The 12,904-nt window shown below is 59.2% G+C and carries 13 protein-coding genes; 7 read left to right on the forward strand and 6 right to left on the reverse strand.

All coding sequences use genetic code 11. The features are described from left to right. Positions 1-13: 13 nt before the first annotated feature. Positions 14-2,080, reverse strand: a complete 2,067-nt coding sequence (ligA, locus tag LIX15_RS05290; protein WP_227776457.1) for an NAD-dependent DNA ligase LigA — start codon at positions 2,078-2,080, stop codon at positions 14-16. Between the two features lie 129 nt (positions 2,081-2,209). On the opposite strand from ligA, the gene LIX15_RS05295 reads away from it, so the two are divergent. Together LIX15_RS05295 and LIX15_RS05300 are read left to right on the forward strand one after the other, a co-directional pair. Then, a complete protein-coding gene (locus LIX15_RS05295; protein WP_227776458.1) occupies positions 2,210-2,551 on the forward strand; it encodes a hypothetical protein in 342 nt (113 codons plus the stop codon). 467 nt (positions 2,552-3,018) lie between these two features. Further along, positions 3,019-3,189: a hypothetical protein gene (locus tag LIX15_RS05300; RefSeq protein WP_227776459.1), complete on the forward strand. Its 171-nt coding sequence runs from the start codon at positions 3,019-3,021 to the stop codon at positions 3,187-3,189. 336 nt (positions 3,190-3,525) lie between these two features. Here the strand turns inward: LIX15_RS05300 and LIX15_RS05305 are convergent, their stop codons facing one another. Beyond that, a complete protein-coding gene (locus tag LIX15_RS05305; protein ID WP_227776460.1) occupies positions 3,526-4,608 on the reverse strand; it encodes an aminopeptidase in 1,083 nt (360 codons plus the stop codon). Positions 4,609-4,708: 100 nt separating this feature from the next. Between LIX15_RS05305 and LIX15_RS05310 the strand changes: the two genes are divergently transcribed. Both LIX15_RS05310 and LIX15_RS05315 read left to right on the forward strand, forming a co-directional pair. Then, positions 4,709-5,740 (forward strand): threonine aldolase family protein, encoded by a 1,032-nt coding sequence (locus LIX15_RS05310; protein ID WP_227776971.1) that lies wholly within the window; start codon positions 4,709-4,711, stop codon positions 5,738-5,740. Beyond that, on the forward strand, positions 5,737-5,910 hold the full coding sequence (locus LIX15_RS05315) for a hypothetical protein (protein WP_227776461.1): 174 nt from the start codon (positions 5,737-5,739) through the stop codon (positions 5,908-5,910). The genes LIX15_RS05310 and LIX15_RS05315 overlap by 4 nt, the downstream gene beginning before the upstream one ends. A gap of 5 nt (positions 5,911-5,915) precedes the next feature. On the opposite strand, the gene LIX15_RS05320 is transcribed toward LIX15_RS05315, so the two are convergent. Further along, a complete protein-coding gene (locus LIX15_RS05320; protein WP_227776462.1) occupies positions 5,916-6,068 on the reverse strand; it encodes a DUF7859 family protein in 153 nt (50 codons plus the stop codon). An 85-nt stretch (positions 6,069-6,153) separates the two neighbouring features. On the opposite strand from LIX15_RS05320, the gene LIX15_RS05325 reads away from it, so the two are divergent. Next, a complete protein-coding gene (locus LIX15_RS05325; protein WP_227776463.1) occupies positions 6,154-6,795 on the forward strand; it encodes an ArsR/SmtB family transcription factor in 642 nt (213 codons plus the stop codon). Between the two features lie 120 nt (positions 6,796-6,915). Here the strand turns inward: LIX15_RS05325 and LIX15_RS05330 are convergent, their stop codons facing one another. After that, on the reverse strand, positions 6,916-7,437 hold the full coding sequence (locus LIX15_RS05330; RefSeq protein WP_227776464.1) for a metallophosphoesterase: 522 nt from the start codon (positions 7,435-7,437) through the stop codon (positions 6,916-6,918). 114 nt (positions 7,438-7,551) lie between these two features. On the opposite strand from LIX15_RS05330, the gene LIX15_RS05335 reads away from it, so the two are divergent. Together LIX15_RS05335 and LIX15_RS05340 are read left to right on the forward strand one after the other, a co-directional pair. Further along, positions 7,552-8,523 (forward strand): cation diffusion facilitator family transporter, encoded by a 972-nt coding sequence (locus LIX15_RS05335; protein ID WP_227776465.1) that lies wholly within the window; start codon positions 7,552-7,554, stop codon positions 8,521-8,523. 230 nt (positions 8,524-8,753) lie between these two features. Beyond that, complete coding sequence (locus tag LIX15_RS05340) at positions 8,754-10,937, forward strand: ATP-dependent DNA helicase (protein ID WP_345410307.1); 2,184 nt, start codon at positions 8,754-8,756, stop codon at positions 10,935-10,937. A gap of 14 nt (positions 10,938-10,951) precedes the next feature. Here the strand turns inward: LIX15_RS05340 and LIX15_RS05345 are convergent, their stop codons facing one another. Next, positions 10,952-11,452, reverse strand: a complete 501-nt coding sequence (locus tag LIX15_RS05345; protein WP_227776466.1) for a 2'-5' RNA ligase family protein — start codon at positions 11,450-11,452, stop codon at positions 10,952-10,954. A 61-nt stretch (positions 11,453-11,513) separates the two neighbouring features. Next, positions 11,514-12,608: a hypothetical protein gene (locus LIX15_RS05350; RefSeq protein ID WP_227776467.1), complete on the reverse strand. Its 1,095-nt coding sequence runs from the start codon at positions 12,606-12,608 to the stop codon at positions 11,514-11,516. Positions 12,609-12,904 lie beyond the last annotated feature (296 nt).

Genomic DNA, 12,904 nt, shown 5'->3' on the forward strand with positions numbered 1-12,904 from the left:
CGACGGGTATCCCTTACCGTTCTTCCCGTTCGATTCCGTTCTCCGCCAGCACGTCCCAGAACTCGTCTTCTTCGAGAACGGTCACGTCCCGCTTCTCGGCGTCGTCGCGCTTCGTCTGTCCCGGATTGTCGCCGACGACGAGGTAGTCCGTGTTACCCGAGACGCTTCCCGTCGCGTTTGCACCGTGGGCTTCGACCAAATCGGAGATGTCGGAGCGCGATTGGGAGAGCGACCCGGTGAACACGAACGTCAGTCCGGCGAGTTCGTCGCCGCCGTCGGTTTCCTCCGCTTCGGGTTCGACGTGAGTCAGGAGTTCGCGAACGACTTCGCGGTTTCGCTCGGAGTCGAAAAACTCCCGAATCCGGTCGGCGACGACCGGCCCGATGTCGGGAACCGATTCGAGTTGGTCGCGGGAGGCGTCCAGCAGGTGGTTCATCGACCCGAATTCGCGGGCCAGCGCGCGGGCCGTCTCGGTTCCAACGCGGGGAATCCCGATTGCCGAGACGAAATTCGCGAGTTGGGGATGCTTCGATCGTTCCATTTCCGCGAGGAGGTTTTCCGCGCTTTTCTCACCCCAGCCGTCGAGTTCCAGTAGGTCGTCCGCGTCGAGTTCGTAGAGGTCGGGTAGCGATTCGACGAGTCCGCCGTCGATGAGTTGCTCGACGCGCTCCTCTCCCAAGCCTTCGATGTCGAGGCCGTCGTCGCTCGCGTAGTAGGCAACTGCGCGCCGGAGTTGGGCATCGCAGGCGAGTCCGCCGGTACAGAACGCGATTGGTCCGTCGCGTTCGACCGGACTGTCGCACACCGGACAGCGCTCTGGGAACTCGTAGTGACCCTCGCTTCCTTTCTCGACCACTTCGGAAACGTACGGAATTACGTCGCCCGCGCGCTGGACTCGAACCTCGTCTCCGACGTTGACGTTTTTCTCCGCGATTTCTTCGGGGTTGTGGAGGCTCGCCCGTGAGACGGTGACGCCGCCGACGTCCACCGGTTCGAGCAAGGCGACGGGGGTCAGTCGTCCGGTTCTCCCGACTTGAATTATCACGTCGGTTATCGTCGTCACTTCCGCGCGCGCCGGGAACTTGTAGGCGTAGGCCCAACGATACGAGCGCGCGGTGGTTCCGAGTTCGGCGCACGCGGAACGATCGTTCAGTTTGATGACGACGCCGTCGATTTCGTAATTCAGCTCTTCGCGTTCGGCCATCAGGTCGTCGCGGTAGGCGATTGCGTCCTCGATGTCGTCCACGAGTTCCGTTCTGTCCACGACCTTCAGGCCGTAGGTCGGCAGGGCCTCGTATTCCGACCAGTGTGTCGGAAACTCCTCGCTCGCGTCCAGCACGTCGTAGAAAAAACAGTCCAGCGGGCGCTCCGCGGTGACTGATGAATCGAGTTGCCGGAGCGACCCGGCGGCGGCGTTTCGCGGATTGGCGAACGGGTCTTTTCCATCTTCGACCCGCTCGCGGTTGAATGCCTGAAAGGCGTCCCGAGGCATATACACCTCGCCGCGAACCGCGAGGGAATCGGGATAATCGCCGCGGAGGTGGTGCGGGATGCTCGAAATCGTACGGACGTTTTCGGTTACGTCGTCCCCTTCCCGTCCGTTGCCGCGGGTCGTGGCGCGAGCATACTCGCCGTCCTCGTAGACGACTTCCAGCGAAAGCCCGTCGAACTTCGGGTCGCAGACGTATTCCGGGTCGCTGACGGTTTTCCGAATTCGGTCGTCGAAGTCGCGCACGTCGTCGGCCTCGCCGCTCGAGTCGATGGACAACATCGGCGTAACGTGCTCTACGGTTTCGAGTTCGTCCACCGGTTCGCCGCCGACTCGCCGAGTCGGACTGTCTTCCGTCTGGATGCCGAAGGCGTCCTCCAGTTCCTGCAAGCGGGTGAAAAGCGCGTCGTAGGTTCGGTCGGCGATGACGGGATCGTTTTCGACGTAGTAGCGGTAGTCGTGGTGTCGAATCGCCTCCCGAAGGAGTTCGGATTGCTCGCGCGCGCGCTCTTCGCTCACTGCTTCGACCGACTCGAAATCGGTCTGCGGGTCTTCGACGTAGGGATTTCCCTCCGCGCTCACCTCAGCCATTGTTCGGGGGTTGTTCGTCTTCGGATAAAATAGTTCAGAACCGGGCGGAGCGGGATGGGAGGCACCGTCAAATGATGCCTGCAACAGCAGACTGAACCTATAGACGGCTTGCGGCCGTCACCGCCGACCATGACGAACTACAGCGTTCACGAACCCCCGTTCGACGGAACCACCGACGACGACTGGAGCGCGCCCCAAGAGCACGACTTCGACACGGACGACCTTTCCGAAATCGCCGACCACTTCGTCCTCTCCGCGTCTGGATTCGACAGTCCGGAAAGGTACAACGACCTGAAGCTACCGGTCGTGAGTCCGGCGGGAGAGTTGAACGAGAACGCCCTCCAAACAGCCTACAGCGGCGGGCACAGCGTCGAATCGATCGAAGGAATCGACGAAGAGACGAAGTCGAAGGCGAAGGACGTGCTCGAATCGTTGGCGAGCGAGTTCGGCGGTCTCGATTTGAGCGATTGATTCGTTCGAACGACCGGTTCAGACGACCGCGTGCAAAGCGAGGCGAACATCAGCGTAACTGGTACTTCCGCGGCAAACGCCGCGTTTCGGCGTGAAATAGTATGAGTGTGCCGAAGTCCGAACGACCAAATCGCACCTCGCCAGAGAATCAAAACGGCGCTGACAGAAAGCGAGAGCCGCGAACCGAATGATCGAAACGGGCACGTTGAACGCGACGGCAACGAACGTCATCCCGGTAGACTGGTTGGGGGGTTGTGCGACTGCTACTGCCGTCGAAACCACGGATGCGAGACTAGCGAAGAGAAGCACGGTTGTGGGCAGAATCGCGGAGAGCGGCGTCTACCCCCGAATAAACGATTCGGATTGTAGAAAAATTTCGATCACGGGAGAAGATGGAGAGTAACGGCATATTACCCTGCCTCGCACGAACAGAAACGACTTTCAACGCACCGTTTCTCGCGTGGAGTATGAGCGACAACTTTCCGGGTGCGCGCTACTCGACTGCGACGCTGGAGTGGGCGCGCGAAGAGCACGGTGCACTCGGCGAGACTCGAATAGATGGCGAACGACTGCGTGCGCGATTGGTGTCGCGGGCGCTATCGCAGTCGCTGACACGACTGCTGACTCTATTTCGATAACGGGGTTACAACAGTTCGGCGACGTTTTCGATAGCGTTTCGGCAGAACGGACAGCGATAGTTCGTTGCGAACCCACTCGATTGTGCGATAGTTTTTGTCTCCAGTTCGTGGAACGCAATTTTCCGACGACAGTCTGGACAGGGTACTTTTGACACGATAATTGCTATGCTACCGGAGGCACTTAAATCACGTGAGCCACAACAATTATATATTATTACACCACCGTCGAGCGAATATTATCGTATAGAGGGCCATTATAGGCCCGAAGGGTGCTGTTTTGCCGGTTTGTGACTTTTCCACGCATGTAGAAAGTCGTTTAGTTATAAAGGCGCCGAGTTACTCCTCAAACGTGAACGTTCCGTCCCGCTGAACGACTTCGCCGTCGACCTCTATCCGCGAATCGTCGCTCATATCGACGATCATATCGACGTGGACTGCGCTCTCGTTCTGTTCCCCAGTTTCGGGGACGCAGATGTCGTAGGCCTTCCCGATTGCGAGGTGGATGGTGTCGCCCATCTTCTCGTCGAAGAGCATGTTGTAGGTGAATCGGTCGATGTCGCGGTTCATACCGACGCCGAGTTCGCCGAGTCGGCGCGCGCCCTCGTCCGTGTCGAGAACGCCCGCGAGCACCTCTTCGTTCTTTTCGGCGCTGAAATCGACGACCTCTCCCTCCTCGAATTTCAGCCACACGTCTTCTACGATGTGCCCCTGGTGAACGAGCGGTTTGTCGAACAGCACTTCGCCCTCGACGGAATCGGGCACTGGTGCCGTGAACACCTCGCCACCGGGGAGGTTGTTCTTCCCGTGGTCGTTGATGGTTTTCATATCCGTAACGGACATGGTGAGGTCGGTGGTGTCGCCGGAGACAATCCGAACCTCGTCCCCGGCGTCGAGGATTTCGACCATCTCCTGCTGGAACTTGCGCTGTTCGTCCCAATCCTTGTTCATCGCGCCGTAGACGAACTCCTCGTAAGAATCGGTGCTCATCTCCGCCAACTGCGCGCTTCCCGGCGACGGATGTTGCGTGAGACACCACCGCGCCGAGAGAATTTCCTGCTGTACCGGCTGATACACCTGGTTGTACGCCGCGTGTGTTTCCGCGTCCACGTCGCTCATGTCCGAGGCGTTCTCGTGTGCCCGGACGTGGACGACGGCATCCGCCGCCTCGAACAGCGCCCGTTCGTGCTCGGGCGTATCGAGGTTGTCGGGGTCGATGGAGTTGAGAAACGCGGCGCGCTTTCGGTCACGCCGTCCGGCGGTGACGAGGGGGAACGCACCGCGCTCGCCGAGCAGTTCGGACAGTGCAATGGCGAGGTCGTCGGCGACCGACGGGACGCGAAGAACGACGTCATCGCCCGCGTCGATGTCGAGAGAATGATCAACGATGATTTCAGCGTGTTTCCGAATCCGAGAGTCCATGATAGCCGATTCCATGGATATCAGAAACCGCTTTCGATACGTAACCCGGAAAACCGTCCCTACCCTCGATTATTTGTTCACTGCCGCGGAACAGGCGGACATGATAGACCTGCGGAGCGACACGGTAACCAAACCGAGCGAGGAGATGCGCGAATCGGCGCACACCGCCGACGTCGGCGACGACGTGTACGGCGAAGACCCGACCGTGAACGAACTGGAGACCCGCGCCGCGGAGTTGGTGGGAACGGAGGCCGCGCTCTACGTTCCGACGGGGACGATGGGCAACCAAATCGCCGCCCGAGTCCACACCGACCGCGGACAGGAAATTCTCGTAGAGCGCGAGAGCCACATCTTCAAATGGGAACTCGGCGGGTTGGCCCAACACGCAGGGTTGCAAGTCAGAACTCTCAACGGCGGCGAGCGAGGGATTCCGACGCCCGAACAGGTGAAATCGGGCTACGTCGAGGAGGACGCACACCGACCCGGAACGGGGCTTTTGAGCCTCGAGAACACGCACAATAGTAAGGGCGGGGTCGCCATCGATCCGAAGGAAATCGACGCCGCGGCGAAAGCGGCCCACGAACTCGACGTGCCGGTTCACTTGGACGGGGCGCGAGTCTGTAACGCCGCCGTCGCACACGACGTGTCGCCGGCGAGGTTTACCGAAGAGATCGATTCCGTGATGTTCTGTCTCTCGAAAGGTCTCGGCGCGCCGGTCGGGTCGATGCTCGCGGGAACTGAAGATTTCATCGCGCGTGCTCGACGCACGCGAAAGCTGTTCGGCGGCGGAATGCGGCAGGTCGGCCTACTGGCGGGGCCGGGACTGCTGGCGCTCGACAACGTTTCCCGACTCGCGGACGACCACGAAAACGCGCGCGTCCTCGCCGAAAATTTGGCTGGCGTCGGCGGTCTTTCGGTGCAGTCACCGGAAACGAACATCGTCCTCGTGGACACCGAACAAGCGGGATTGACGGCTGGTGAGTTCCTCACCGCCTGCGAGGAGATGGGCGTCCTCGGCACCCAGTTCGACACGCACGTCGCCCGGTTCTGTACGCACTGGGACGTAAGCCAGGAGGACGTGGAAGTCGCGGCGGAGAACGTTCGGGACGCGCTCTATACACAGGATGTATGAAAACGACGAACGCTCTCCTTCTCGGCATTTTGCTGGTGCTATTCGGCGGCGTCGCCAGTCTCGGAAATGAACTCGTCCCATACGAGTGGGCAGTGATAACTCTGTGGGTGGGACTCGCCGTCGGTGTCGGCGGCGTGGTGTTCAACGAATTTGTACAAAGCGAGTCGTAATCGAATTATCGCTGGCCTTTCTGCATTCCTTCCTGAAAGCCGGTGAGCGTTCGGCGGACGAACAGGTAGATGAAGAAGACGAACGCGAGGATGGCGACGAGGAGACCCACGAACACGGGGTCGCCGAGATACTCTCCGACGATGTCGATTGGTTGCACACCTGTGCCTATCAGTTCACGAACCAAATTCGTTTCGCCGTGCTAGTGGCAAAGTTGATTGACGAGCAGATTCATACGCATAAATATGGCAGACCTCTTGCCCTCCAGCACGGACGTGGAACCCCCGACGGGTGGCAACCCGCGGGTACTCGGCGTCGATAGCGACGACGCCGACGATTTGCTCGGGGCACTCTCGTCAGGGACGGCCCGGAGCCTCCTCTCCGCGCTCCACGACCAACCCGCCACCGCGTCCGAACTGAGCGACGAAGTCGATACGTCGCTCCAGAACGCCCAGTATCACCTTCAGAAGTTGGAGGATGCGGAACTCATCTCCGCGGTGGACACCATCTACTCGGAAAAAGGCAGAGAAATGAAAGTGTACGCGCCGACCGACGGTCCGCTCATCCTGTTCGCCGGTCGCGAAGAACAGACGACAGGACTCAAAGATGCTCTCTCTCGCGTTCTCGGCGTGGCAGTCCTCCTCGGCGCGGTCAGCGCCGTGATTCAGTACGCCGTCACGGAAGGGATTGTGGGAATCGGCGGACAGGCCGCCGAAAGTTCCAATTCGGGTGGCGACATGGGAACGTTTTCGGCGCAGTCCACGGACCCCGCCCAAACCGCCGCGGACGCCGTCGTAACCACGATTCCGCCGGGAGTGCTGTTCTTCGCGGGTGGTGCGTTGGTTCTCGCACTCAGTGCTGTCTGGTGGTACATTATCAGAAAATGAGCGGTATTTTCGGTGTAAAACCGATAACTAAAACGCTTTTTTGAGCTTACCAAGAGTACATTATGTCGGGGAGCATATGATGAAATGGAACCGCCCTGCTTCGGCCCTCCGCCAACGCCATCAGCTTTCCACCACCCCTCCAACGAAGAACTCTTGGAGGAGTTCTCCGTCCCGTCTGCGAACCCCACCACCGAAGCCCTCCTCTCGCGGTTCCAATTCGAGATGTGTCGGGAGTCCGCCCCGCGGTCGGGCGTGACTTCCGGGATTCAACAACAGCACCTCGCCAGTATCCTCTACGAGATGTCGATGCGAGTGGCCGAACACGACGACGTCCGCGTCTCGCTCGCGCCCGAGTAGTTCCAAACCGGTACTGCCGCTTCGGTGGCGATGGACGAGCGCGAACCGAATCCCGTTTTCCTCGAACGTTCGCACTTTGGGAAGTCGGTCGAGCACCCCCGAAGTCGCGTTGTTGCCGTGAACCGCGACCAGACGGTTGCTCTCCGACTCGAACGCGTCGAGCGCGGCCTCGGTCGTGAAATCCCCGGCGTGAACGACGAGGTCGGCCGCTTGGACTGCTTCCAACGTTCTCCCGGTGAGTTCGTGACCCGTCTCGCTGTGGGTGTCGGAGACGATGGTTATCATGCATCGATTTTAGAATCGAACTGACTTCCCCTTTCCGTCGGAACGTCCCTTTCGTCGTTCGTTTTCCCCTCACTCGTCGTAAAGTCTTTGACACCTCCGGGAGGGTATCCGGTAATGGCGAGTAGCAAATCCGTGGTGATTGCCGCCCTCGTCGCGAACGGGGCAATCGCCGTGCTGAAGTTTATCGGGTATCTCCTCACGATGAGTCCGGCGATGCTCTCGGAGACGTATCACTCCATCTCTGACACCGGAAATCAGGTGTTCCTCCTCATCGGCATTCGGTACAGCGGTCGCGAGGCGACCCGCGGCCACCCGTTCGGATTTGGCAAGGCGCAGTTTTTCTACAGCTTTCTCGTGAGCGTTCTGCTGTTCGGTATCGCTGGATGGGAGAGCGCGAAACACGGGTACCACGCGCTGGTGAACCCACACGTCGAAGACATGGCGGATGTGACCCTCCTCTCGTTCACGTTCGACGCGGTGTACGTCAACTACGCCGTCCTCATCGCGGCCATCCTGTTCGAAACCTACGCGTTCGCTAAAGCGTACAAGGCGATGAAAATAGAGATCAACCGCCGAAACTGGAGCGGCTTTCGGGAGGCCTTCCGCAAAACCAGCGACGTGACGACCCTGACGGCGCTCACCGAGGACGCCATCGCCCTCGGCGGGGCGGGAATCGCGCTGTTCGGCGTCTTCCTCACCCGATACACCGGAAATCCGATGTACGACGCGGCGTCCGCCCTGTTCATCGGCCTCATGCTGATGGGATTCGCCGTCGCGCTCGCGTGGGAGAACAAACGGCTGCTCCTCGGCGAGAGCCTTCCGAAGGAAGAGGAGGACGTTCTCCGCACGATGCTCGGCGAGGTGGACGGCGTCGTCGAGATTATCGACTTCCGAACCGTCTACTTCGGGCCGGGGAAAGCAATCGTCGCTGGCGACGTGGCCTTCGACCCGGAACTCGATACAGGTGAGATAGACGACCGGATTACCGCCCTCGAAAACGACCTGTTTGAGGCGAACGAACACGTGAAGAAGGTGTACATCGAACCCGAAGTGCAAGTAGAGGCGGCATCGGAATCCGTGGTTTAGAGCCTACTTGTGGTTTAGATGCGTCTCGTAAGCGAGCGTCTCGTAAGCGATTTCGATTTTTGTCAGAGTGTTACCGACGGTCGGCAGTAGCAAATAGCAAGGATGAACGAACCAAATTTGGCAGCCCGGTCGAACGAACCACAGTAGTCCGTGAAAAGCCACTGCTACTTGCTATCGCAGAATCTCACGTAAGCAAGACTTTTTGAACCAAGCCGCGAATACCCCGTATCGTGTCCACGACGAACGAGTATATGCGGTTCTTTCCCTACGAGTCACCCTACGACAACCAGCAGGAGGCGATGGATCGAATCTACAACGGACTGGCTCGCGGACAGGACGTCGTCTTCGAAGGAGCGTGCGGGACGGGCAAAACACTCTCCTCGCTCGCACCCGCGCTGGAGTACGCGCGCGAAGAGGACAAGACGGTGGTCATCACGACCAACGTCCACCAGCAGATGCGCCAGTTCATCACGGAGGCACGCGAAATCAACGAAAACGAACCCCTGCGTGCGGTCGTTTTCCGCGGAAAGGGGTCGATGTGTCACATCGACGTGGACTATCAGGAGTGTCAGGTGCTCCGGGACAACACCTACGAAGTCGTCGACAAGGAACGCGACAAGCAGGAACTCGAACAGCGACAGCGCGAACTGCTAGAAGTGATGCAGGATGGCGACGAAACCGCCGCGGAAGCCCGGAGCGCGGTGATGGACGAACTTCAACAGGTGCAAGAAGAAGTCGATAACCTGCGCGAAGCGAACGTCTGTGAACACTACTACAACAATCTCACCGAGGACACGGGCGAATTCTATCAGTGGCTCTACAACGACGTTCGGACGCCCGACGACATCTACGAGTACGCGGAAGAGCAGAAAATGTGCGGCTACGAACTGCTGAAAGACGGGATGGAGGGCGTCGATTTGGTCGTCTGCAACTACCACCATCTCCTCGATCCGATGATTCGAGAGCAGTTCTTCCGGTGGTTGGGTCGGGAACCGGAGGACGTTATCACCATTTTCGACGAGGCGCACAACATCGAGGGGACGGCCCGCGACCACGCCTCGCGCACGCTAACCGAGAACACCCTCGACAGCGCACTGGACGAGTTACAGGAGAGCGACGACTTCCGGAGCGAGTCGGGATTCAACGTGTTGGCCGCATTTCAGCGCGCGCTAAAAGCCACCTACGAGGATTCGTTCGGCTTCGGCGAGCGCGAGACGGTCGGGGAAAACTGGCAGGACGTTCCCGTGTCGAACGAAAACAAGCGCGACGACCTGACGCTGAACTTCCTTCAGGAGTACACCGGGAAGGGAATCGATGACGAACTGGACGACGCGCTAAGCCTCGCCAAGGAACTCGACCAGCAGTACGAGGAGGCGTACAAGGAAGGCGACGCGAAGACCCGACAGGAGTGCCAGACGCTCCAGGCCGCGAGCTTCGTCAAATCGTACATGGACGAAGGAGCCGAACTCGGGCAGTATCCAGTCGCCGCGGTTCGGCGCGACGAAGGTACCGACGAGGTGTACGGGAGAGCAGAGCTCTACACCTGTATCCCGCGCGAGGTGACGAAAGCCCTCTTCGACGAGGTGTACGCGACGGTCTTGATGAGCGCGACACTGCGCCCCTTCGACGTGCTGTCGGACGTGCTGGGCCTGGCGGAGCCGGTCACGTTAGCCTACGGGCTCCAATTCCCCGAGGAAAACCGCCGAACGTTCGCCGTCGAATCGCCCGCCCTGTTCGCCAGCGAGCGGAGCGAGCCGGAAACCCAAGAAACCATCGCTGACGTACTGACCGACACTATACGTTTCACCGCCGGAAACACCCTCGTCTTCTTCCCGAGTTATTCGGAAGCGGAACGCTACCGCGACCTCATTAGAAATCGAATTGACGGCACCCTCTACTTCGACGAGGCGGGAACGCCCGTCGAGGAACGCCGCAAGCAGTTTACAGCAGACGAAAACGGCGTCCTCTTCACCTCCCTCTGGGGAACGCTGGCGGAGGGCGTCAGCTTCGACGGAAACGACGCCCGAACGGTCGTCGTGGTCGGCGTTCCGTACCCGCATCTGGACGACCGGATGGACGCCGTACAGGACGCCTACGATAGGGCGTTCGCCGACCGTTCCGGGAGAAATTCCGGCTGGGAGTACGCCGTCGAGATTCCGACGATTCGGAAGACCCGACAGGCATTGGGGCGCGTGATTCGCTCTCCGGAGGATTTCGGCATCAGGGTGCTGTTGGACAAACGCTACACCGAAACGAGCGTTCGGGAGATGGGCAAGTACAGCGTCCGAGAGACATTCCCGCCTGAAGAGCGCGAGGAGATGATAGACATCGGCCCCGAAAAACTCAAATTCGCCATGCTGAACTTCTTCACCGACAAGAACGCGTGGGACGGCGAACCGCCGAAACCACAGTGAATTAAAGGAGAAAATCACGCCGGAAGCGAAATCGTCGCGGTCGATTCCTCGTAGATCGCGTTCCAGAGTTGCAATTGCGTGACGTTCCACGTAATCGGCGTACTCTCGCGCTCCGCGAGCTGTCGGGCTACGTCGATATTTCCACCGCGAGCGAGCGTCACGTGTGGAACGTAATCGTCGCCCTCGATACCCTCGATACAGTCGAACTCGGCGACCAGTTCGCGGTGCAGGTCGCGCAAACCGGGGCTTTCGACAGCGAGGTAGACGACCGGGCCATCACCTCGTGCCGGATGCTCGAACAGGTCGATTTCTGCGATTCGGGCTTCGAAGGCAGGGGAACCGGCGATTACGGTTCGTACCTGCATTTCGAGGCGGTCGTTGTCGTCGCGGTCACCGAATCGCTTGACGACGAGGGTGTGCCGATCGCGCACGCTATCGAACTGGTAGAGCGACGGTCGCAGTTCCTCCGCGAGTCGGGCGACTTCGCCAGGAACGGGAACGTTGAGGCTGTACACTGTTCGATTCGAGAGTGTGGAGGAATATGAGGGTGGCGTTCGTCGTCAGTCGTTTTCTTCCTCAATCGGTTCCGGACGAACGATTAAAACCTTGAAATTGCCAGTCGTCGGTACTGATACCGACCAAGACGCTCCAATCGGAGTATGATTCTAACGGTTCGTTCGCAGGTGGCTGGTTGATTGCCACGGTTCCGTCCGCCGTGAGTTGTCCGCGTTCGGCGCGCTCGATACTGTTGACGGAGAGATACGCGGTGTCGCCCGGTTCGAACGATTTCGATAGTTGAACACTTCCCGGTGCGGTGTTCGAATCGTTCATCAAGGTGAATTGGACGGTCGTTCCCGCAGGAACGACTGCACCGTCCTCGTGTTCGATGGCAATTATTCCGGATTCGAAGTGCATGCTCATCTGTGGCACTTGCTCGGCCCATTTGGGTTCCGTGGGTGGGGAAGCCGCTTCGGAAAATTCGTACGAGAAATTAGCCGTGACGGAGCGACTGCCGGTCGTTTGCAGCGTTCCCGAAAGCTCGTGAACGAATCCTCGTTCGTCCACGAACACGGTGGCCGAGAGGGATTTCGTGTCGGGAAGTTCGGTGTCGGAACTCGTTTCGTACCGATACAGTTTCGTTCCGTTACGAACCGTCGTCCCGTTCCACATGAAATCCGAACCCGAAAGTATCCGGTTCACCTGGGCGTTGCTCTGAATGTCCTTGCGAATCGAGAGATGAGTATTCAATTCGGAGTGATATGGCCTATCTTCACGCGGGAGGACGTGCCATATCATCCTATTCTTCGACAGATACGCTGTATACGAACCTCTATTGCCGAAACTGGGTCCTCTACCACGCTGGTCAATCCGGATTCGCTCCTCTCCGACGTGCGCATCAAGGGTTACATTCGTCCACTCTCGTGGGCCGAGACTGTGATTCGGTCGAATGCGAACCTCCTTCCGGTAGTTCGTTTCTGCAAGGATAGAATCGTGCGCAGAGACCAGTCGCTCCGCGTCGAATATCCAGTCGGTGTTCGCGCCGGGAGGCGGATTCACGACGGGTTGTGCATTCGTTTCTGGTTCCGGCGACTGTTCTAACCACGGGATGTACTCTGCGCATCCGGAAGTCACGACGAGGAGGGCGAGTAGGAGGGCGGGCAGTCGTCGCATTCAACAACATTTCAATCGGAAGATAATAAACTCTCGCCAGTAGAAACGATCGCAGGCAACCTTTGCCGTCCCGAAAGCCTTTATACGCACCACGCCAGAATGATTCGATAATGTCGCGGACTCGCGCCACCGGGGTCGCCCCTGTTGTGAGCGGCGAGTCCGCCTTCAACTCCTTCTGCGTGCGACGGCGGCCGGGGCTTTTCTAGTCCCACTAATACCTATTCCACCCCGACCCGACGTTCGTTCAACACGCTCTCAAAACGTACTAACTCGTCGTTAGTCTATTCTCCAATATT

Origin of the sequence: Haladaptatus pallidirubidus, assembly GCF_020700235.1 — an archaeon.
GTDB lineage: Archaea > Halobacteriota > Halobacteria > Halobacteriales > Haladaptataceae > Haladaptatus > Haladaptatus pallidirubidus.

What these genes read in the sequence shown, in the direction of transcription:
- LIX15_RS05300 (WP_227776459.1), top strand. Translation starts at nt 3,019, where the DNA reads ATGAGCGACAACTTTCCGGGTGCGCGCTACTCGACTGCGACGCTGGAG.
- LIX15_RS05305 (WP_227776460.1), bottom strand. Translation starts at nt 4,608, where the DNA reads ATGGACTCTCGGATTCGGAAACACGCTGAAATCATCGTTGATCATTCT.
- LIX15_RS05350 (WP_227776467.1), bottom strand. Translation starts at nt 12,608, where the DNA reads ATGCGACGACTGCCCGCCCTCCTACTCGCCCTCCTCGTCGTGACTTCC.
- ligA (WP_227776457.1), bottom strand. Translation starts at nt 2,080, where the DNA reads ATGGCTGAGGTGAGCGCGGAGGGAAATCCCTACGTCGAAGACCCGCAG.
- LIX15_RS05335 (WP_227776465.1), top strand. Translation starts at nt 7,552, where the DNA reads ATGGCGAGTAGCAAATCCGTGGTGATTGCCGCCCTCGTCGCGAACGGG.
- LIX15_RS05330 (WP_227776464.1), bottom strand. Translation starts at nt 7,437, where the DNA reads ATGATAACCATCGTCTCCGACACCCACAGCGAGACGGGTCACGAACTC.
- LIX15_RS05310 (WP_227776971.1), top strand. Translation starts at nt 4,709, where the DNA reads ATGATAGACCTGCGGAGCGACACGGTAACCAAACCGAGCGAGGAGATG.
- LIX15_RS05295 (WP_227776458.1), top strand. Translation starts at nt 2,210, where the DNA reads ATGACGAACTACAGCGTTCACGAACCCCCGTTCGACGGAACCACCGAC.
- LIX15_RS05315 (WP_227776461.1), top strand. Translation starts at nt 5,737, where the DNA reads ATGAAAACGACGAACGCTCTCCTTCTCGGCATTTTGCTGGTGCTATTC.
- LIX15_RS05325 (WP_227776463.1), top strand. Translation starts at nt 6,154, where the DNA reads ATGGCAGACCTCTTGCCCTCCAGCACGGACGTGGAACCCCCGACGGGT.